12 protein-coding genes are annotated in these 21,141 nt (G+C 56.4%); 8 read left to right on the top strand and 4 right to left on the bottom strand.

Annotated features, from left to right (window positions below):
• Window positions 1–50: 50 nt before the first annotated feature.
• Window positions 51–2,729 carry an ATP-dependent chaperone ClpB gene (gene clpB / locus QQ91_RS07350; RefSeq protein WP_166274528.1) on the top strand — a complete coding sequence of 893 codons (2,679 nt, stop codon included), beginning with the start codon at window positions 51–53 and terminating at the stop codon, window positions 2,727–2,729.
• A gap of 18 nt (window positions 2,730–2,747) precedes the next feature.
• Window positions 2,748–3,488, top strand: a complete 741-nt coding sequence (locus tag QQ91_RS07345; RefSeq protein ID WP_166274526.1) for an amino acid ABC transporter ATP-binding protein — start codon at window positions 2,748–2,750, stop codon at window positions 3,486–3,488.
• Between the two features lie 182 nt (window positions 3,489–3,670).
• On the opposite strand, the gene clpB (QQ91_RS07340) is transcribed toward QQ91_RS07345, so the two are convergent.
• The gene (gene clpB, locus QQ91_RS07340; RefSeq protein WP_166274524.1) at window positions 3,671–6,292 is read right to left on the bottom strand and encodes an ATP-dependent chaperone ClpB; all 2,622 of its coding nucleotides are present in this window, start codon (window positions 6,290–6,292) and stop codon (window positions 3,671–3,673) included.
• Window positions 6,293–6,529: 237 nt separating this feature from the next.
• Between clpB (QQ91_RS07340) and QQ91_RS07335 the strand changes: the two genes are divergently transcribed.
• Window positions 6,530–7,216, top strand: coding sequence for a retropepsin-like aspartic protease family protein (locus QQ91_RS07335; protein WP_201277039.1), 687 nt, complete (start codon window positions 6,530–6,532; stop codon window positions 7,214–7,216).
• Window positions 7,216–8,763 (top strand): SagB/ThcOx family dehydrogenase, encoded by a 1,548-nt coding sequence (locus QQ91_RS07330; protein WP_166274522.1) that lies wholly within the window; start codon window positions 7,216–7,218, stop codon window positions 8,761–8,763. Before QQ91_RS07335 ends, QQ91_RS07330 begins: the two co-directional genes overlap by 1 nt.
• Here the strand turns inward: QQ91_RS07330 and QQ91_RS07325 are convergent.
• The 3 genes from QQ91_RS07325 to QQ91_RS07315 form a co-directional block, all read right to left on the bottom strand.
• Entirely contained in the window at window positions 8,760–10,637 is a 1,878-nt protein-coding gene (locus tag QQ91_RS07325) for a SpoIID/LytB domain-containing protein (protein WP_250833285.1), read from the bottom strand. The two genes, QQ91_RS07330 and QQ91_RS07325, sit on opposite strands and share 4 nt — an antisense overlap.
• A gap of 129 nt (window positions 10,638–10,766) precedes the next feature.
• Complete coding sequence (locus QQ91_RS07320) at window positions 10,767–12,374, bottom strand: NAD(P)/FAD-dependent oxidoreductase (RefSeq protein WP_166274518.1); 1,608 nt, start codon at window positions 12,372–12,374, stop codon at window positions 10,767–10,769.
• 23 nt (window positions 12,375–12,397) lie between these two features.
• Entirely contained in the window at window positions 12,398–14,527 is a 2,130-nt protein-coding gene (locus QQ91_RS07315; RefSeq protein ID WP_166274516.1) for an ATP-binding protein, read from the bottom strand.
• Window positions 14,528–14,862: 335 nt separating this feature from the next.
• On the opposite strand from QQ91_RS07315, the gene QQ91_RS07310 reads away from it, so the two are divergent.
• From QQ91_RS07310 to QQ91_RS07295, 4 genes are all read left to right on the top strand, one after another.
• Window positions 14,863–17,118 carry a TerB N-terminal domain-containing protein gene (locus tag QQ91_RS07310; protein WP_166274514.1) on the top strand — a complete coding sequence of 752 codons (2,256 nt, stop codon included), beginning with the start codon at window positions 14,863–14,865 and terminating at the stop codon, window positions 17,116–17,118.
• 157 nt (window positions 17,119–17,275) lie between these two features.
• Entirely contained in the window at window positions 17,276–18,595 is a 1,320-nt protein-coding gene (locus tag QQ91_RS07305) for an ATP-binding protein (RefSeq protein ID WP_166274512.1), read from the top strand.
• 156 nt (window positions 18,596–18,751) lie between these two features.
• On the top strand, window positions 18,752–19,717 hold the full coding sequence (locus QQ91_RS07300; RefSeq protein ID WP_166274510.1) for a hypothetical protein: 966 nt from the start codon (window positions 18,752–18,754) through the stop codon (window positions 19,715–19,717).
• A gap of 359 nt (window positions 19,718–20,076) precedes the next feature.
• The gene (locus QQ91_RS07295; RefSeq protein WP_201277038.1) at window positions 20,077–21,081 is read left to right on the top strand and encodes a M12 family metallopeptidase; all 1,005 of its coding nucleotides are present in this window, start codon (window positions 20,077–20,079) and stop codon (window positions 21,079–21,081) included.
• Window positions 21,082–21,141 lie beyond the last annotated feature (60 nt).

The following is a 21,141-nucleotide window of genomic DNA, read 5'->3' as shown; positions in this document are numbered from 1 at the left end:
TACTGAGTCCTAATAGTACCGTTGAGCTTTACCCTACTCAGAAATTTCCGATGCAGCCGACCGACCCCGGCCAATTTACCGATTCCGCATGGGATGCGATTGTTAAATCTCAAGATGTTGCCCGTGGCCATCGTAATCAACACTTGGAGGTGGAGCATCTCATCATCACCTTGATCGAAGAAGATCCCCAGACGGTAAAAATTCTGACCCGCAGTAAGCTGGATGTGGATCGGCTCGCCAAGGATTTGAGCGACTTTGCCAATCAGCAGCCGGAGGCTCCGCCAGGATCCCAGCTGTTTTGGGGGCGAGGGCTAGATCGGCTCATGGATGGGGCTGAAAGCCTCCGATCCGATCGAGGGGCGGCCCTGATTTCTGCGGAGCATTTTTTGCTAGCCTTTGCCACCGATGAGCGCATTGGCCAGACGCTGCTGCAAGAGCAGGGCGTAGCGATTGAAGATCTAGAAGCAGCTATTCAGCAATCCCACATGAAAGCCCAACAGCAGGCGATTGAGACGCAAAAGTCCGAGCCAGAGGCTCCGCAATCTGCCCTGGAGAAATTTGGTCGAGATTTAACGGCCCAAGCTAAAGCCGGGAAGCTTGACCCGGTGATTGGTCGGGATGAGGAAATTCGTCGGGTCATTCAGGTACTCTCCCGGCGCATGAAGAATAATCCAGTGCTCATTGGCGAGCCGGGGGTGGGGAAAACCGCCATTGCCGAGGGGTTAGCCCAACGCATTATCAATGGGGATGTGCCTGAGTCCCTCAAAAATCGCCAGCTCATTACCCTGGATATGGGCAGTCTGGTGGCAGGAGCCAAATACCGGGGGGAATTCGAGGAGCGGCTCAAAAGTGTGCTGCGAGAGGTGACCCATTCCGAAGGACAGGTAGTGCTGTTTATCGATGAGCTGCACACCGTGGTGGGGGCTGGCACCAGCCAAGGCACCATGGATGCGGGAAATTTGCTCAAGCCAATGCTGGCGCGCGGCGAATTGCGCTGCATTGGGGCGACCACCCTGGATGAGTATCGCAAGCACATTGAAAAAGATGCCGCCCTGGAGCGCCGTTTTCAGCAGGTTCTGGTGGAGCAGCCCTCCGTGGATAACACCATTTCCATTTTGCGTGGGCTTAAGGATCGCTACGAAATTCACCACAATGTCAAGATCACAGATTCAGCGCTGGTGGCGGCGGCGGTGCTCTCGGATCGCTACATTAGCGATCGCTTTTTACCCGATAAGGCCATTGATCTGGTGGATGAGGCCGCGGCGAAGCTCAAGATGGAGATCACCTCCAAGCCCAGCGAACTGGAGGCGGTGGAGCGTCGCCTGATGCAGCTAGAGATGGAAAAGCTCTCCCTGGAGCAGGAGGAGCCTCGCCTTGGCGGAGTCTACCAGTCTAAGGATCGCCTCAATCGCGTCTTGCAGGAGATTAAGGAGCTGACGCCTAAGAAAGAAGCCTTGGAGGGGCAATGGCGCTCAGAAAAACAGATTCTAGAGCGAATCAATCATCTCAATGAGGAAAAGGCGGAGGTGGATCGCCAAATTGCCCAAGCCGAACGGGATATTGACCTCACCAAGGCCTCCATGCTCAAGTATGACAAGCTGACCCAGCTGCACCGAGAGCTCGAAACCCAAGAGGCCCTGCTGCTAGAGATGCACAGTGATGGGTTTGCCCTGCTGCGCGACCAGGTGACGGAATCGGATATTGCGGAAATTGTAGCCAAATGGACGGGAATTCCCGTGACGCGCCTCTTAGAATCGGAACGGGAAAAGCTGTTACAGCTCGAAACGCATCTGCATCAACAGGTGATTGGACAACAGGAGGCCGTGTCAGCCGTATCAGCGGCGATTCGACGGGCCCGCGCTGGCATGAAGGATCCCGCGCGTCCCATTGGCTCATTTTTGTTTATGGGACCCACGGGGGTGGGGAAAACTGAGCTGGCCAGGGCTCTGGCTAAACTGCTGTTTGACTCGGAGGATGCTCTGGTGCGCATTGATATGTCCGAGTATATGGAGAAGCACAATGTGGCGCGACTGGTGGGTGCTCCGCCGGGATACGTGGGTTATGAAGAGGGGGGGCAACTCACGGAGGTGATCCGGCGCAAGCCCTATTCGGTGGTGCTTTTAGATGAGGTAGAGAAGGCCCATGCCGATGTATTCAATGTCCTGCTGCAGGTTTTAGACGATGGTCGCGTCACCGATTCCCAGGGGCGGCTGGTGGATTTTCGCAATACGGTCATTGTGATGACGAGCAATATTGGTAGCGATCACATTCTGGATGTGGCGGCGGATGAGTCCCGCTACGATGAAATGCGCGATCGCGTGTTGAAGGCGTTGCGATCGCACTTTAAACCGGAGTTTCTCAACCGGGTGGACGATTTAATTTTGTTCCATCCCTTACAGCGAAGCCAGCTGCGCGATATTGTTACGATTCAGCTGAAGCGGGTGGCCCGATTGCTAGCGGACCAAAAGATTGGAATTCAGTTTTCAGAGGCTGCCCTGGACCATATTGTTGAAGCGGGATACGACCCGGTCTATGGGGCGCGGCCGCTCAAGCGAGCCATCCAGCGCGAAGTGGAAAATCCGCTGGCCATTAAAATTCTAGAAGATGCCTTTCAAGAAGGCGATACGATCCAGGTAGCCTGCACCGACCACGGCCTTGTCTTTAAACGACTGGCGCCATCAGCGGTGGAAGAGGCTACCGAGCCAGAGCCAATTGCTGCGGGAAGCTAGACTCAACTTGAGAGGGATATGGAATCGCGACCGCCAATTATTCAGGCCACCGACATCCACAAGTGGTTTGATGCATTTCACGTACTCCAGGGAATTAACCTGGAGGTTTTCCCTCAGGAAGTGGTGGTGCTGATGGGGCCCTCCGGGTCAGGAAAGTCCACCTTTATCCGTACCCTCAATGCCCTGGAAGATTATCAGCAAGGGCAAATTGTGGTAGATGGTATCACCCTAGACCGAAACACGCGCAATGTGGATGCCATTCGTCGCGAGATGGGAATGGTGTTTCAGCAATTTAATTTGTTTCCCCATCTGTCGGTGCTCAAAAATATTACCCTGGCGCCCATGTGGGTGCGTAAATGGCCAAAGCAGAAGGCTGAAGAGGTGGCCTACCAGCTTCTGGAGCGGGTTGGAATTTTAGAGCAGGCTCAAAAGTATCCCGCTCAGCTATCCGGCGGGCAGCAGCAGCGAGTGGCCATCGCCCGCGCTCTGGCTATGCAGCCTAAGATCATGCTCTTTGATGAACCCACCTCGGCCCTGGATCCGGAAATGATTAAAGAGGTTCTAGACGTGATGCGCAGCCTGGCAGAGTCGGGAATGACCATGGTGGTGGTGACCCATGAGGTGGGATTTGCGCGGGAAGTGGCGGATCGGGTGGTGTTCATGGATGCAGGGCAAGTGATCGAAGTTGCCCGCCCCGACCAGTTTTTTACCCATCCACAGGAAGCGCGATCGCAGCAGTTCCTCAATCAAATTCTTTAACCAAATTCCTTAAAAAAATGGTCCCAGGCGTTAACTTCCCCAGACAGGCTGACTAATGCCCCCCTCACCCAGATTTCGGGGCGCGGGGGGCAGAGAGGGCGGTGATCGCAGGGGGGATCTAAACCAATCCTGGGATCAGAGGAGAGGGCAGCCCCTAGACTGCCGCAATTAACACCTGGCATCTAACTGACGCTCACCATGTCTTCCGTGAGGCGATTAAAGCGGAGACGCTCGTTTTCAATGTCCACGAAAATGGTGTCATTTTCTCCAAATTCTCCCCGCAAGATGGACTTCGCAATCTGGGTTTCCAGCTCCCGCTGAATGGCCCGCTTCAGGGGCCGCGCCCCATAGACTGGGTCAAAGCCCACCTCCGCCAGGAAGTCCAAGGCGGTATCAGAGAGCTTCAGGGTCATCTTGCGATCCTCCAGCCGCTTTTGTAGCCGCTGCACCTGAAGCTTCACAATCACCCGGAGCTGCTCTGGCCGCAGGCTATGGAAGATAATCAGCTCGTCAATTCGGTTCAGGAACTCTGGTCTAAAGTGCTGACGCATCGCCTCCATCACCCGACTCTGCATTTCCTGATAGCGATCGTCATCGCCCGCCAGATCAAGAATGTACTGAGATCCGATATTGCTCGTCATAATGATGATGGTGTTCTTAAAGTCCACGGTTCGCCCCTGGGAATCGGTAACGCGACCATCATCGAGAATTTGGAGCAGAACATTGAACACATCCGGATGGGCTTTTTCAATTTCGTCAAAGAGGATCACGGCAAAGGGGCGACGGCGAATGGCCTCCGTGAGCTGTCCGCCTTCGTCGTAGCCCACGTATCCCGGCGGAGCGCCAATCAGACGAGATACTGTGTGCTTTTCCATGTACTCGGACATGTCAATGCGCACCATGGCCTCCTCTGTATCAAAGAGATACATGGCCAGGGTTTTGGCGAGCTCGGTTTTCCCCACCCCCGTGGGCCCCAAAAAGATAAAGCTGGCAATGGGGCGGTTCGGATCGGCTAAGCCGGCCCGCGATCGCTGAATGGAATCGGCCACGGCGGTGACGGCCTCGTCCTGACCCACCACGCGCTTATGCAGCTCATCCTCTAAATGCAGCAGCTTCTCCATCTCGGATTCCACCAGCTTACTGACCGGAATGCCAGTCCATTTGGAAATGATCTCAGCAATGTCTGCCTCGGTCACCTCTTCGCGCAGCATGGTGACGCCGCTAGTTTGCGCCTGGGCTAAATGGTCTTCTAACTGGGTCAATTCTCGCTGCAGCTGGGTCAGCTTGTCATACTTGAGCTCTGCGGCTTTATTGTAATCATAGTTACGCTCGGCCTCTTGAATTTCAAAATTCACCTGCTCGATGGCCTCTTTAACACGCTGAATTTTGTCAATGCTAGACTTTTCAGCCTGCCACTGAGCGTTGAGGGAAGACTGCTGTTCCTTGAGATCGGCTAGCTCACGCTCAAGGCGCTCAAGGCGCTCAAGGGAGGCGCGATCGCTTTCCTTCTCTAAGGACAGACGCTCCATCTCAAGCTGCAGAATTTTACGATCCACTTCATCGAGTTCCTCCGGCTTGGAGGTGATCTCCATCTTGAGCTTGGCGGCGGCCTCATCCACCAGATCAATGGCCTTGTCCGGCAAGAAGCGATCGCTAATATAGCGGGTGGACAAGGTGGCGGCGGCTACCAGGGCATTATCGGCAATTTTGACCCCGTGGTGAACTTCGTAACGCTCCTTGAGCCCGCGTAAAATGGAGATGGTATCGGCAATATTGGGCTGGTCCACGTAGACCTGCTGGAAACGGCGCTCTAAGGCGGCGTCTTTTTCAATGTACTTGCGATACTCATCCAGGGTGGTGGCCCCAATGCAGCGCAATTCGCCGCGCGCCAGCATCGGCTTGAGCAAATTCCCTGCGTCCATGGATCCTTGGGAGGCCCCAGCCCCCACCACCGTGTGAATTTCATCAATAAATAGGATGATCTGCCCCTGGGAGTCTGTGACCTCCTTAAGCACCGCTTTAAGGCGCTCTTCAAACTCACCGCGATATTTCGCACCGGCGATCAGGGCACCCATATCCAGGGTGATCAGGCGGCGATCGCGCAGGGACTCAGGTACATCGCGGGCCAGAATTCGCTGGGCAAGCCCCTCGGCAATGGCGGTTTTTCCCACCCCCGGCTCACCAATGAGCACCGGATTGTTCTTTGTGCGCCGGGAGAGAATCTGAATTGTGCGGCGAATTTCGTCGTCCCGACCAATCACCGGGTCAAGCTTGCCTTCGCGAGCAAGCTGGGTCAGGTCCCGTCCATATTTCTCTAAGGATTCATACTTGCCTTCAGGATTTTGATCGGTCACTTTTTGACTTCCACGAATTTGTTCAATGACAGCCTTGAGGGTAGATTCTTGCAGCCCTAGTTCGGTAAACAGGGCCTTACCAAAGCGCTCATCCCTGGCATAGCTTAAGATTAAATGCTCAATGGAGATATATTCATCTCCAAACTCTTTGCGAAACTCCTCGGCGCGATCTAAGAGCTGATCGAGGCTTTTGCCCAGGTACACCGAATCCGTGGGCTGCGCTAATTTGCCCTGACGATTGATAAATTCAGCGATGCGCTCCCGCACTCGCTGCACATTCACCTCGGCCTTGTTAAAGATACTGGTGGCTAAACCGTCTTGATCGAGGAGTGCCTGGAGTAAATGCTCGCTTTCCAGATTCTGCTGGTGAGCTTGCTTAACAAGGTCGGGAGTTTTAGCGATCGCTTCCCAGGCTCGCTCGGTAAACTGATTGGGATTGGATGGTTGCATCGTTGTCGTCCTCCTGGGGGATTCATCTGCAGCCCAGCTACTCGACATTCTTATTGTAAGAATTGACGGTCCGTCCACCGAGGTCGGACTTCCCCCCTTCGGTAGGGGTATTTCCCCTCAATCTGGTACTTTCACGCAGCGCAGTCCTGGACCAGATTCCTATAATGTTGAGGAGAAGTGGGTCCCAAAGGGCTTGCCGTTTAATCGTGTGTATTTCCGCCAACCTCCCGTTAGACCATGGATCAAGTTCAGGGATCAGCCCCCTCGTCGCGTTGGCACCCAGCGCTGGGGAAGTTTGCTATTGTACTGGGGCTTTGGGGCCTGATCCTGACGCCCAAGGCCTGGGGGCAACCCTCCATCGCAGCCCTCAACCAGCAGTTACAGGAGGCTGTGGCGGCGGAAAATTGGTCTGGCGCCCTCGGCATCATTGACCAGCTAATCCCCCGAGTCCCCCAGCAGCGCACTGCGCTGGAGGACTACCGATCCCGGCTGCAGAGGCTTGAGCAAGTGGATAGCCCCCCCTCTCCCCAGGCCAGGGTGAATCGTCCCCATGGACAGGTGCCCATTAAACGCCGGGAGAATGGAGTGATTGTGATTGATGCCACCTTTAATGGTCGACAGTCCTACGACATGCTGCTAGATTCGGGGGCCAGCGTCACGGTAATTACTCAAGATATGGCTCGCGATCTAGGGATTCGGGCCGAAAATGTGGTGCAAACGGCCACATTCTCCACTGCCAACGGCTACACAAGGCTACCGATTGTTTATCTCCAATCCGTAGATGTGGGGGGCCTGGTCCTGCGCCAGGTTCCGGTGGCCATTGCCGGTCAAGAGTTAAGAATGGGGCTCTTGGGTCAGGATTTCCTCCAGCAGTATGATGTGATTTTAAAGCGCGACCGTGTTGAGTTTCTTCGTCGACCCTGATGCCCCAACAGCCCACCTCCCATTCTCAGTCCATCAGTCAGCACTATCACCAGCGCACCAAGTACCATCCTGACACCCTCGCCAAGGCTTCCCATCCCCTAGACTTTAGTCAGCAGCCAACGCCTGCTAAGCACTACCCCATTGGCGTCCAAGTTGACCTGCGCCCCTACCTGGAATCCATGGAGGCGCCCGAGGATCCCCAACAGGCTCAGCTGTATCGGCTTTCGCGACTGCTCTATCTCAGCTACGGGATCACCGGCGTGGTGCCTTTTCCCGATAATCCCTTCTACCTGCGATCGGCTCCTTCAGCGGGGGGACTGTATCCGGCGGAGATCTATCTGCTGGTGCGCAATCATGACTTTTTACCGGCGGGACTGTACAACTATCAAGTCCAAGATCACGGTCTGTGTCGGTTTTGGGATAGCTACCTTTGGTCGGATCTAGAAGCCGCCTGCCTCTGGCATCCGGTTCTCCCCCATTGTGGCCTGGCCCTGGTCATCACCGCTGTCTTTGAACGTTCCGCTTGGCGCTACCGCGATCGCGCCTACCGCAGAATTTTCCTGGACAGTGGTCATCTGTTGGGAAATCTGGAACTAGCTGCCAATCTCCAGGACTATCGGGTGCATTTAATTGGGGGCTTCGAGGATGAACGTCTCAATGATCTGCTTTATTTAGATGAAGCCCAGGAGGGTGCCGTTACCGTAGCAGCTCTGGCTGATCTGCTCGACATTCAACAAAACCTGGCCCTGGCCCCAACAGCGCTCCCCTCCCTGAGTTTTTATGACTATCCAGACATCCCGGATGGAGAACTGTTGCGCTACTGTCATCGGGCCACGGCCATCCGGTCCAGGGAGGTCACCTACGCCAACCCGGCCCAACCCGAGCGCAATCCCTCAGCCTGGGGGGATAAATACAACTTCCCCTTTGGCTTGAAAATATCGGTGGCCTCCCCACCCCTGGACTGGGGGGAAGGCTTAAGGGATCTGACCCAAACCCTGCTACGGCGGCGCTCAACCCGCCGCTATTCAGGCGCCTCCATTCACCTGGATGAGTTAGCGGCCCTCCTCAACTTTACCTACCATCCGGAAGACTATCGAGATCAGCTTTTAGAGGAGTCCCCAGACTACTTTGATCTCAGTCTGGTGGAAACCTTTTTGGCGGTCATCGATGTGCGCGGCCTAGAGTCTGGCTGCTATTACTATGCTGTCCAGGCCCAAGAGCTGCGGCAAATTCGCTTCAAAAACTTTCGCCAGGAACTGCACTATCTCTGTCTACAGCAGGAACTAGGACGCGATGCAGCCGTGGTGGTGTTTCACACCGCTGATTTGCACGCGGCCATTGCTGCCTATGGCGATCGCGCCTACCGCTACCTGCATTTAGATGCCGGTCACCTGGGCCAGCGACTAAACCTGGCTGCGACGCAGCTCCAGCTGGGGGTCAGCGGCATCGGGGGATTTTTCGATGATCAAGTCAACGATTTACTGGGCATTCCCGTAGAGGAAGCGGTTCTCTACGTTACCACTCTGGGGCAGCCTTACAGCGGTTAAAAAAATGGAATCCACTCCCAAAGCACACTAAAGTCCAGCGTGGGAAGCTTAATGCCTAAAAACTCCGCCGCAGGCTTTTCCGCGGGCTTTTCGGGAGTACTGGCGGGCTTCGACGCCGGTGAGGCAACGGGGGCCGTGGGAATCGGCTGGGCCGGGATCGGATCGGCTGCAGGCGGCTGCGCCGCAATGGCCGCGCTAGGCAGGGGATCTCTCCAGTAAACCACGGAGGTGGTCAAGGGCTGAACCTGGGTGCCCGGATAGTAAAACTTGAGGATTTGTTCAGCGGAATATCCCAGATCGCTCAGACGGTAGGATCCCGTCTGGCTGAGGCCCACCGCATGTCCCAGCCCGCCTCCGATAAAGGTGAACCCCTTTAAGGTAGGGGGCAAATCCCCTGTTTCGCGTGGATCGGCAGCGGCTTCCGGGGGGGCAGCGGGCTCCGTTTGCCGCTGCACATAAAACAGTAAGCTGTTCGGCCCCTCCAACGCCCGCAGGATTTCATCCTTAGTCAACTGCACCGTTCCCAAGTCCGTGGTAACGCTCAACTGCTGCACTCGCCCCCCCGGCGATCGCTGGGTGACCTGGATATCGCTCACCTGATTGAAGTTGGCCAGGGGATGTTTTTCGGAGGTGAGGAATTGCTTGAGCTCTTGGTTGACCTGTGCCAGCGAACTGTCGCGGCTCCAGCGAAAGTGGTTCCAGGTTTCCTCGTTAAAGCCCTTTTTAAGATTGATGAAACTGCGAAAATTGGCTTCTTCGGAGAGCGGCCGGGTGGTTAAATCCCAAACTTGATTGGGAACTGCGTCAATTTTGGCCTGAAGATAGGGACGCGTTTGCCCTTCCCATACGTCCTCAAAGCGGGCCGTGACCCCCCCGGTGGTGGAGGAGTAAAGGGCATCCACCAGTTCATTGTTATAGGTGAGCACCTGACCCTGGGTGGCGGCGATCGCCCGGTCAACTCGGGGGGTGGCGGCGTCTAACCCCTTATACACCTGGCATTGGGTCGTGGCGCAGAGCTCGTAGTCATCAATCTTAAAGCGGCGCAGGTTGCGGAGGGCGTAGGTGCGGGCAATGATGGACTGGGCCTGAATGGCCGCGTCGGGAGCCTGGGGACCAATCTCGTAGGGCACCACCCCGCGCAGGTAGGTTTCAATGGGCACCTGATTCACCAGGGTATAGGTGCCATAGGCATTTTTCTGGAAGTTCAGTGTCCCCGCAAAGCGATCGCTGTTGACCTTAAACTGGCCCGTACCGGATTTAATTTTGACGGCATCACGGTGATAGCGAAAGCCGTTGCTCGTCCAGCTGAGCTGGGGTTTCTCTGTGCGTGTTTTTTGGGCAATAAAGGCATTGGGAAACCCCCTAGCCTTCACCTGATTGAGGAGCCACAGCTGATTTTGCTCCGTGACGTAAAAGCTGCGCTTGCCCCACACCTGCCATTGGTCAGGCTGGGCCAATTCAACCTGAAGTCCCAGGGTCCGCAGTTCATTCCCCTTAGCTTCGGCACTTTCAAAACTGCGATGGGTACTAATCACCACCTGACGAGTCGTCTGGGGCTCCGAAAACGGCTTCATTTGAATATCAAATTCCACCTGGTTTGCCGTAATGGTTTGGGCCTTGCCCTGGGAGGGAAACTCAAGGGTGAGTTGATCCCCTGGCATGGCTTGAATCATGAGCTTATCTGTTTTCTTCTCTCCAAACCGCTGCACCACACCGATCTTCAGGGTCGGGTTCAGGGGAGTCTGGGCCACGGCTGCTCGGGTAAAGGCAGGGGCCAGGAGGGAGAGGAGCACCGAACCGCCCAGGGCAAAGTTGAGGGTCATCCTGGTCGGTAGCGGGGATTGAAACCTTGACAACAGCGCAAAAGCAACCACAATCGCGAACACTCCAATTCCAGAACATCTAATCCTCGGCCTAGAAGCAGCCTCGGGGGGAGGGAAAACCACTGCCGACGCTATAAATTCTGTTCTTTCCAGTGAATTTCCCGTGGACTCTACCTTAGCTTAATGTTCCCCGCTTTGGGACTGGGAAGCCTCTTCTGGGCTGCCAAGATCCCCCTCTAGCCCTGCCCCGTAAACCCACGCCTCTGCCCGACGATGCCAGCGGTAGCGAGCAGTTGGCGGCAGACGACGACTCCAGGCTTGCACGGCTGGCGCCCATTGGGCCAGGAGACTGTAGCCCCCCAGCCGGCCGTAGTGGGGGAGCCAGGCCAGTAAATTCGCCAGTCCCACCTGATGCAGAATTGGAGGCACCGCCAGGGGCGATCGCGCCGTTAAGGTCAGCAGCGTCTGGGTCAATCCCCCAAACTGAACCACGTCCTGCAAAAATGGCTCTAAAACCGGGTCTCCAAGCTGCGTCATGGTTTGAAAGACTTGGTTCAGAAGCTGGTTAATCTGCTGGGGGGGCACATTCTGGTTCACCGGGGGACTCATGGATTGCTGGAACATCCAGGCGGCAGACAGGTTGGGCTGATAGGGTTGGAGCAACCTTAAATCTTCCGCCTGGAGCGCATCCGCCGCCAGAGCTTCGTGAATTCCCTGGGTCAATCGCTGGAGGTGGCGCAGCATCGCCCCAAACCCACCAAAGCTTAGGGGGGACTGCTGCCCACTGCTATCACCCACAGCCAGTAAGCGCGACCAAGGAAGCTGGAGTGGACTATCTCGGTAGCTGGGAAAGACGCCAAACATGGGCCGAACCAGCTGAAATTGGGTTAAATCACAGTCCTGGTAGGTGGGCAGGAGCCGAAAATAGTCCTCAAAGAGCTGCTGTAGGCTGGGGCGCTGGGGGTGAAGGTCGGCGTAGGTAAACAGGTAGGTGGTGCGCCCTTCCTGGGCTGGAAAGGCCTCCCAGAAATATTGACAGTGATTTTGAATCGGCGTGAAGGACACCATGAGATCGCCGGAATCAATCGGGGGCAGTCCCCGAGCACAGCTTCCCACCACCAGACACAGACCATCAGGGCACTGCTGAGCCCGAGCCTGGGGCACCAGGGGCGAAAAATGTCCCATGGCATCCATCAAACAGCGAGTGGTCAAGGTCTGGTCCCCGTTGGGGGTTGAGGTTTGGGCGGTGACGCCATCGGGGTGGAGGCGTACCCCCGTGAGGGTATGGTGCTCGTAGATCTGCCCCCCAGCGGCTAGAAAGGTTTGTTTGATTTGATCAAGAAGCCGACGAGGGCTGAGGCCCACATTGAGAATATCTCGCACCCAAAGGGGATCGCCGCCGAGGAACTGGATACGGTTGGGGTTAAACTCGGTGGCGATCGCCGCCTCCAGATCCGCCTCGCTCAGGAGATCCAGATGGAGCAGAACCTGTAGTTCGCGGCGAGAGATATTCCACTCCTGGGCGCGGCCTTGGAGGATGCCCCGCTCCACCACCGCTATACGCCATCCCCGTTTCGCCAGGGCCGCCCCCAGTAAAATCCCGAGGGTGCCGCCACAAATGACGCCATCGAGATCGGGGCGGCCCAGGTTGGTGGGGCAGGTTTGGACCACAGCGGGAGGATTGGGAAACAGGGTTCCCTGGGATCGCCAGGCCTGCAGGCGCTGGTCAAGACGGGATAACCCCTGCCGGGCTTGGGAGTGGGGGGATAAAAATTGATCCAGGCTCATGTTTATGGAACGGTAGGGAGACCTCAGGAGGCCTTCATCACGGGTTGACAGGGCAGTTCCACCGTAAAGGTGGTCAGACCGCTTTGGCTATCCACCGCAATGGTGCCCTCAAGCTGCTCCACCAACCGCTTGACCAGTGCCAAGCCTAAGCCAGTGCCCCCCTGCTTCCAGGGATCGGCATTGGGCACCCGGTAAAACTTATCAAAGACGCGCGGCAGCTCGGCGGGCGGGATTTCAGCCTCGTTGGTGACCTGAAACCGGATGGTGGCCGTTTCCATATCCAGACAGTCTATTTTTAAGCAAATTTCGTGATCTTGAGGGGTATATTTGCAGGCATTGTTCAGCAGCTCCGCGAGAATGCGCTCCAGTCCCACGCGATCGCTTTGAAACCCCGACAGTTCCGGCGCACAGTCAACCCGCAAAATCTGCTGTCGTTCCCTGGTGCGGGATTTAAAGGGTTCCAGAACCTTCGGCAACCACTGGGTGATATCAATCGGCTCCATGGCGGCTGGATTAGCCCCAGCCTCCAGGCGCTGGAGATCCAGCAAATCGTTGATGAGTTCTGTTTCTCGCTGACATTCCTGCTCAAGAATGCCGAGATAGCGCTTCTGACGGTCCTCCAGAGGAAATTGATTCAGCATGTGAATGCACATTTTGATGTTGGACATCGGCGTGCGCAATTCGTGGGATACCGTACTGAGAAAGTCATCTTTGAGGGTATTGAGCCGCTCTAGCTCCAGCATTTTTTGCTCGAGCTGAGCGGTGCGATCTTGCACCTGCTGCTCAAGATCGGTATTGAGATCTTGCACCTGCTGATAGAGTTGCGCCTGGTGAATGGCAATTGCGCACTGATCCGCGATGGTTTTAACCAATCCTAGGTCGTCAGCATTCCAGCGCTTTTGGATGAGATCCGTGGGATGGGGCGTATCGGAGCACTGCAGCAGACTAATGGAGCCCAGATACTGCCCCAGGTAGAGCAGGGGCGTAATCAGCATGAGCTGAATGTGGCACTGTTGTGTGACGGCGATCAGCTCTAAGCCCAGGGAAGCTTCCGAGTGCGTGAGCATGATCTGCTGTCCAGCCTGCAGCCGATCCTGAAAGTGCTGGAGAAATAAATCGTTGGCCAGAACTAAATCTTCTCGATGCTCTGCTGTGACGCTGACGAAGTGATTGCCCAGGCCTCCCTCTAAGTCCGTTTGCACAATCATGCAGTGGCTGGCATCTAGCGCCTCCAAAAGCAGCCCCACCGTAATATGCAGCACCTCGGCGGTCACCATGGTGCCGCGCATGGCCTGCACAATGCGGTTGATGATGGCTTCGCGCTGAGCCTGATGCCTGAGCTGCTCCTCGGCTCGCTTGCGCTCTGTAATATCGGACACATAGCTCCGAATTAAATCGCTTTCGGCAATGTAGTGGACCGACTGCTCAAACACCTTGTCGCCAATGGCCACCTCACGAACAAAAAAATTAGAGTGGGTGGAGCGCCCCGCTGTTTCGAGGGTGGCCGGCAGCAGATCGGACAGAATGGGGTGATCGGTCCCCTCCTTGGAGATTTGCGGAAACTGCATCACCGCCGCTGGATTGAGATAGGTCACCATGCCCGAGAGGTCAATTTCCATGATTGGATTGGGCGTTAGCTCGGGAAAGGACGCCAGACGGACCATGGAGGCTTCACTCGCCACCTCCATTTGCTCGTCACTGCTGGGAATTAAGGTTTCGAAGGGACTTTGGGAGGCCGACAGAAAGGTGGACCAGTTGGGATCTTCGGAAAACTGCTCAAAATCAGAATCTGTGACGTTTGTGAGGAAATACTTTGCCTTAACATCATTCCCAAACAAAATGGTGTCACCATGCTTGAGATCGTGGGAAAAGAGCTTGCGACCGTTGACCAATAGCCCGTTGGTGCTGCGTTTTCCCTGAAGATCACCGTCAATGAGTCGAAAAAAGTGGGTGGAGTTTTCTGGGGAGGTCACCCGCAGAAGAATCGCATGCTGTCGCGACACCATCTTTGAATTCAGCACGATGGAGTTGGTCTTGTCTCGACCAATGGAATAGGTCGCCGCATCTAAAATGATGGTGCGTCTCCCATCTAGATCGTCAATAATCAGCAGATGACGATAGTGATGCTGGGGGGTCGTATCGGTAGGATTCACAATTTTGTTACCGGATGAACCGACGAAGGAACAGCAAAGCGGGACAGTGATTAATCCGACGTTAAACGATCTGCGCTCTAAAATCTAGCAAATCAATCCAGCAAGAGGACCTTCTGAACCGCTGCGGCAGAAGCAGCCTTCTAAACGCAGCCGGACTGAGAATATCGCAATGAGAAGGGAAGCCTGGCGATCGCTGGCCTGCTTGCCGGATCGCCTTTACAGCCCATAGAAGTCCTGGATTTTTCCAAGGTTCATTTCCCTCCCCTGCCTGCAAGGTCGCGGAAGCTCAATAAGCGTGGTTTAATGCAGGGACGAAACCGTAAAAACCCTGGTTCATGAACGTTTTGAAAGGTTTTTGGCATCGACTGCTGCAACTGATTCGAGGGCTGCAATGGTTATGGACGCTTGACCAAACCTACCGCCCCCGTCCCTCTCGCCCCCCTCTGGCCGAGATAGATCCTCGGGAGATTGCTCCCTTGACCGCTGCCGCCCCGCCGGAGGAAAAGGCCCCGACGGCCCGCTGGTATCGGGCAGGAGAGGCTTGCCAGGTGCAGGGAATCTCCCTGGCCGATGGCTTGATTTACCAGGGACTTGCCCCTAGATCTAGATCGGCCTGCTCCCCCTTTCTTCTTGACCCCAGCCTTCCCCTGGCTGCTGCCATTGAGGGTCCCGTCCCGCTCTCGACGGCGGCCCCCCAAGCCTATGCGGACCTTTCCCCGCAGCAGCGACGATGTTTTCTAGAGTGGCTGGCCCAGGGCCGACAGGCCCCCCATATTCCCGTGGGCTATATTTTGACGTTTATCGCCGGTCTAGAGACGCGGATTCTCCATCTGCTCGCCCAGCCCCCGGATCTGTCCAATCCGGTGGAGGAACTGCTAACCCTCCTTTTGGAACTGGAGCGCCTCTACCATTGCTACTTAGGGATAGAAGCCGTTAGCACCTGGTGCCATCAGCTCCTTGAACTGTGTCAGGTACAGCTGGCGCGTTCCTGTCAACCAGAGACGCTGGTGGCGCTGTTGCCCCAAAACGAGTTGCCCCTGGCCCTGCGGGTTGCTCTGGGCTTGCGGGTCCAGCAAAATCAGACCTTGCCCCTGTGCTTACTGTGGGCCTGGTATGGCAGCAGCGGCGCCACCACGAGTCTCAGGACGCCGGCCAAACGGTGCCCTCAAGAATTTGAAGCCCTGCTGATGATCCACGCGCCGGCCTCCTTTCGCCTTCCCCCGGACCGCCCGGTGCTGCCCCCCTTGATTTTGACCTATCGCAGTCCCTACTCTCTGGGACCGTCGAGATCTGAACCATGGACCCCGCCGCCTGCCCTGGAGGTGGTTCGCACCCTGGAGGTAGAGATCCTACTCAAGACCTGGGATCCTCTCCAGCCCTGGCTAGAGAGGGTCACCCATGCCCTAGATCCCTACAGCCGATTCCTGGGCCGCAACCCTGACCGGCGCGGGTCACCGGCGGCGGTGGCCTGGCTTCCCCCCGAAATTATGACCGCCTTTGGGAACGAGACCGTGCGGACGCTGCAGACCTGGCTTCAGCAGCGGTTGGCAGAACAGCCCTGGGCCCTGGTGCCCGGTCGGGAGTTGATCCATCCCTGGGCCGGAGCCGGGGTGGACAAACTGAAAAAAAAGGAGGCGGATCTGCTCCGTCAACTGCTGGCAGGTTTTGGGGTGGGGTTTGAGCCAGATCTGGCCTCCACCGGAACGGTGTTTCAGGCCCGGCATACGGTGGTCCTGTTCAGGCTGGATTCCCAGGTCAGCCACTCTTCCGCCCCCTCAGCGGATTGGGACGTGGCGATCGCGGCGGTGGAGTTCCTGGCGGCCCTGGAGATGCAGCGGCCCCAGACCGAGACCTCCAAGCCCCTGGGGGAGAATTTGCCCCTGTTTCAGACCCTCAAGCTGCGATCTGAGGAGAAAGTCCGGCTAGAGGCACTCTGGATTGCCCGGCAGCATCGTGCCCTCCCCTGGCGTCGGGCCATTGCCAAACTCAAAAAGCTGACCCTGGACGAGCAGCAGCGGTTAATTTCCCTGCTGGATCAATTGCCAACTCCCCCGCCCCAGGCAGCAAGATGGGAGGATCTGCAGCACCAGATCCGGCTTGGTCTGGCAACTGCTGAGCCCACCGCACCTGCCCCAGATCTCGCTGATCTCAGCGCGAAGACGGACTCGACCCCTGACGCGCCGCCAGGAATCGACTTGCCCCCAGCCAGTTCCCCAGCCCTGGCCTTAGATGCCAGGCTTCTCCAGGCCCGTCACCAGGACTCCCATGGAGCGGCCCAACTACTGGCAGAGATTTTCACCGAGGACACGGAATCCCCAGGGGATGGTTCTTCCTTGGGCGCCCTCCCCCAGATCAACAGCGCCCTTGGCCTGGACGTCTTCCATCATCAACTGCTGCAGTCCATGGGGCAGCAGATTCTGTGGCAACGATCGGAGCTAGAAGCCCTTGCGGCGGAGCAGGGATTGATGCTGGATGGAGCGCTGGAAAACCTCAATGATGTGGCCTTTGATCACTGCGATGAACCCCTCACCGAAGGAGAAGATCCCATTGCGGTGAACGACTGGGTCTATCAATCCTTGCAGGCTGCCTAGGTTGTCCGCCAGGGACCCTGGGTTCAAGAGGGAGGTCCAGATCGGGCCGGGGCAAAGAGTGGGGGTCCCGGCCTCGCGCCGGCAAGGGAGGCGGTAAATCACGCTACACTTAAAAACGCTTAATTTTAAACCGATCAATTTTACCGGAGTGCGCGGTATGGCCAACGCCCCCCCCATTAAACCAAAGGAGCGAGATGCCATTCTCCAGTCGTTGCGGGCTGGGGTTGTTCCCCGGATGGGACTCCAGCATATCCAGGTGGGGCGATCGCGGGAGATTGAAGCCCTGCTAACGGACCTGGAGCGGATTGAAGCAGGCGGATCCAGCATGCGCTTCATCATTGGAGAATATGGATCGGGAAAGACCTTCTTTTTGACCCTGATTCGCGCCATTGCACTCCAGAAAAAAATGGTGACGGCCCATGGCGATCTCACCCCGGAGCGTCGCCTCCAGGCCAGTGGCGGACAGGCGCGATCGCTCTATTGCGAACTGATGCGTAATCTTTCCACGCGGGCAAAACCCGAGGGCGGGGCGATCGCCAGCGTGGTTGAGCGATTTGTCACTTCGGCAATGACCGAAGCGAAAGCCCAGGAAACCACTCCTGCAGCCATCATTCAGGATCGCTTAGCCTACCTTTCTGAGTGGGTGGGGGGATACGACTTTGCTCAGGTGGTTGAAGCCTACTGGCGGGGGCACGATACCGGAGACGATGGACTAAAGTCCCATGCCATTCGCTGGCTGCGCGGGGAGTTCAGCACCAAAACAGAAGCCAGACAGGCCCTGGGGGTGCGCACGATTGTAGAGGATGCCAACATCTACGATCAGATCAAGCTAATGGCCCAGTTGATTAAACTGGCAGGCTATCGCGGCTGCTTAATTTGTTTGGACGAGTTAGTGAACCTGTACAAGCTCTCCAATCCTCAGGCTCGCAGCGGTAACTATGAACAGATTCTGCGCATCCTCAACGATACCCTGCAGGGCAATGGCAGTGGCCTGGGCTTTTTACTGGGGGGGACCCCGGACTTTCTCCGGGATAAACGTCGGGGGCTCTACAGCTATCCGGCCCTGCAAACTCGACTGGGCCTCAACCCCTTTGCGTCCCAGGGACTGGTGGACTACAGTGGGCCGGTGCTGGAGTTGCACAATCTCCAGCCGGAGGACCTATTCATCTTGCTTACGAAGATTCAGCAAGTGTTTGTTCACGGTCAAGCCAGGGCTGATCTGCTCCAGGCGAAAGATATTCAGGATTTTATGGCCCACTGTTCCCAGCGGATTGGCGATGCCTACTTCCGAACGCCGCGCAACACGATCATGGCCTTTATTAATCTATTAGCGATTCTGCAGCAAAATCCCCAAATTCAGATCCATCAGCTCATTGCGCAGCAGGACATTGGAATTCTGGCAGAGGCCACCCACTCGGCGGCGCCATCGCCCCGTTCCGCCACCACCGCCGACGAGTTTTCCACCTTTGAGCTCTGAGGCGAAGCTTGTCCAATCCAGCCCTAGGACGCCCAAGCCGAGGATGCTGAACGCCCTGACCCCGTTGGTGCCGATTCCTTATCCCTGTGGAACCTGGGGATCTTCGCCTCCAGGCGCTGGCCTAGGATAGAGTCATTCACCCACCTCCGGACTCCCATGCTCCAGCCCACCCTCAATCACCACCGAATCTGCTTTGGCGATCGCTGTAGTTTGACCTTTCATCGCACCCTGCGCATTCCCGATGATGGTCACACCTATCCCTTGCCACCAGGGCTGGGAACCTTTCCGGTGCATCGGGTCGGAGAGTACCGCCATCGCCTGGACCAGCGGATTAATCCCCAACAGCGGCACCTCTGGCAAGATGAGGATTTCTTGATCAGCCTCTTTCAGCGGGAGGCGCTGTGGATTGGCTTCCAAGGACAGACCTGGAAACCCAATGCCGTGCAAATTGGGATCGGGCGGATCAATGCCGTATCTGCACAGTCCTGGGAGCAGGGAGATCTGAGCGATCAGCCGCAAAATTACCTGGTTATCCCCCAGCAACTCTGGCTGGACGGCATTAACACGGAAGAAGAGAGCGTCCGCCAGTTCGTAGCCATGCCCTTGGGACAGGGGTATAGCGTCGAAGCGGCCCTCACCGGGCAAGAGCAATTTGGGGGGATACAGGTCAAGGTATACGATCCCAAGCCTGGGATTTTTCCCGATCAGCCGCCACCCCCACCCTCCACCGACTGTTCAATCCCCCCAGGCCTCGCCATGGCAAGACCTGCGGCCTCAGCGTCGATGGGATTGGGAGCCGGTGGTCAAATGCGCCAAAAAATCTATCGCGATCCCTATGGCTTGCCGACCTGGGACCCAACCCAAACCGCCACCGCCACCGTTCATATCCTCAACAGCGATCAGTACGCAGCCGTCACTGGACAAGCGCCCACGCCTAGCCCCATTGATGTGGCCACCTACATCCGCTACGGTCTGCCCTGGTTTGACCTCTACGATGAAGCCATCCCGGCGATCGCCGGAGCCAAAGATTTTGCCCACATTAAAACCCTGCAAGCCAGAGATGCTGAACTGGGCCAATCTTCGGCAGGACAAAATTCATCAGTCGAGGGACCCGAGTCCTGAATTCAAGCGCGAGATTTCTCCGGCTAATTTTCTCTGGCTAATTTTTATCTGGCTAATTTTCTCTGGCTAAATTTCTCTGGCTCGATTCCCTGGCCTCGCCCTGGGCGACGAGGACGTCTCGCTTCCCCCTGCAATTCTTAAGGAATCAATAAGTTTGGCAGAGCTACAGGGGGGTCTCCTGATATTTATAGAGAAGAGAGTATTTACACCTAATATTCTTTCTTTGACGGATATTTATCCTCCTCACCCCTCGCACAGAAGTTGGGTCCTGGAATACGTCATCGATCAAGTCCCCATTGACTCAAGACACGGCTGTCGTGTCCTGAACGACTTGTGTACGAATGACTAAGGAGAAACTCATGACCAAAAGAATATGCTTCGACCGCATCTTGCCCTCTGAGCTGCGACGACCGCATCGTAACCAGTTTGGGACTCGCGCCATTGGGCCCATTGGGAAGGCCTGGCCCAATGGTTCAACACTCTCGATTCGATTTATGGAGGGCACCGATGCGCAACGCAATGTTGTCAAGCAGTATGCCGTCCAGTGGACTGATCACGCGAATCTCACCTTTGAGTTTAATGACTCCCCCAATGCAGACATTCGCATCGCCTTTGCCGATGATGGGGCCTGGTCCTACGTGGGCACCGATGCCAAGCGCGTTCCCCGCAATAGCCCCACCATGAACTTTGGCTGGCTCGACGAGGCCGTCGTCCTGCATGAGTTTGGCCATGCCATTGGCCTGGCCCACGAACATCAAAACCCGGATAAGGGCATTCGCTGGAACGAAGCGGTGGTGATTCGTGATTTATCCGGCCCGCCCAATAACTGGGATGAAGCCACCATTCGCCATAACGTGCTGAACAAGTATCGTGCTGACCAGGTCAATGGCACGGAATTTGATGCCCAGTCCATTATGCTCTATAGCTTTCCAGCAGACTGGACCCTTGATGGCTTTCACACCGAACCGAATGACACGCTCTCGTCGCAGGACAAGGCCTTTATTGCCAGCGAGCTGATGTACCCGGGTCGCGGCGGACCGCCCCCGGTCACGGCTTTAAACGTCACGGAAATCCCGGCAACAACGGCTTCTATTAAGGAAGCGGGAGAAGAGGATCTGTTTCGATTCCAAGCCGCAACGGCAGGGCACTACGTGATTGAAACCACGGGTACCACCGACCTAATCATGAAGCTGTACGGCCCCAATAATGCAACCCAGCTTGTGGCCGAGGATGACGACAGCGGTCAGGGATATAACCCTAAAATCGCGGTGGACCTGAATCCCGGCGAATACCTGATTCAAATTCGACACTATAACCGTGCCGCTGGCACCGGCGATTACGGGGTCCGCCTGTATAAGACCTAATAAGACCGAACCCTCGATCATTGCTGATTGAGCAATGATGTTTCATCCCAGTGGAGGGAG

This window comes from Lyngbya confervoides BDU141951, assembly GCF_000817775.3.
Lineage (GTDB): Bacteria > Cyanobacteriota > Cyanobacteriia > Thermosynechococcales > Thermosynechococcaceae > Lyngbya > Lyngbya confervoides.
Note: the sequence above shows the minus strand (reverse complement) of the source record. Positions and strands in the feature narration are given on the sequence as shown.

Bases quoted from the DNA above. Each gene is read 5' to 3' on its own strand.
- QQ91_RS07330 (WP_166274522.1), top strand. From the start codon at position 7,216: ATGCCCCAACAGCCCACCTCCCATTCTCAGTCCATCAGTCAGCACTAT.
- QQ91_RS07345 (WP_166274526.1), top strand. From the start codon at position 2,748: ATGGAATCGCGACCGCCAATTATTCAGGCCACCGACATCCACAAGTGG.
- clpB (WP_166274528.1), top strand. From the start codon at position 51: ATGCAGCCGACCGACCCCGGCCAATTTACCGATTCCGCATGGGATGCG.
- QQ91_RS07305 (WP_166274512.1), top strand. From the start codon at position 17,276: ATGGCCAACGCCCCCCCCATTAAACCAAAGGAGCGAGATGCCATTCTC.
- clpB (WP_166274524.1), bottom strand. From the start codon at position 6,292: ATGCAACCATCCAATCCCAATCAGTTTACCGAGCGAGCCTGGGAAGCG.
- QQ91_RS07335 (WP_201277039.1), top strand. From the start codon at position 6,530: ATGGATCAAGTTCAGGGATCAGCCCCCTCGTCGCGTTGGCACCCAGCG.
- QQ91_RS07310 (WP_166274514.1), top strand. From the start codon at position 14,863: ATGAACGTTTTGAAAGGTTTTTGGCATCGACTGCTGCAACTGATTCGA.
- QQ91_RS07320 (WP_166274518.1), bottom strand. From the start codon at position 12,374: ATGAGCCTGGATCAATTTTTATCCCCCCACTCCCAAGCCCGGCAGGGG.
- QQ91_RS07295 (WP_201277038.1), top strand. From the start codon at position 20,077: ATGACCAAAAGAATATGCTTCGACCGCATCTTGCCCTCTGAGCTGCGA.
- QQ91_RS07300 (WP_166274510.1), top strand. From the start codon at position 18,752: ATGCTCCAGCCCACCCTCAATCACCACCGAATCTGCTTTGGCGATCGC.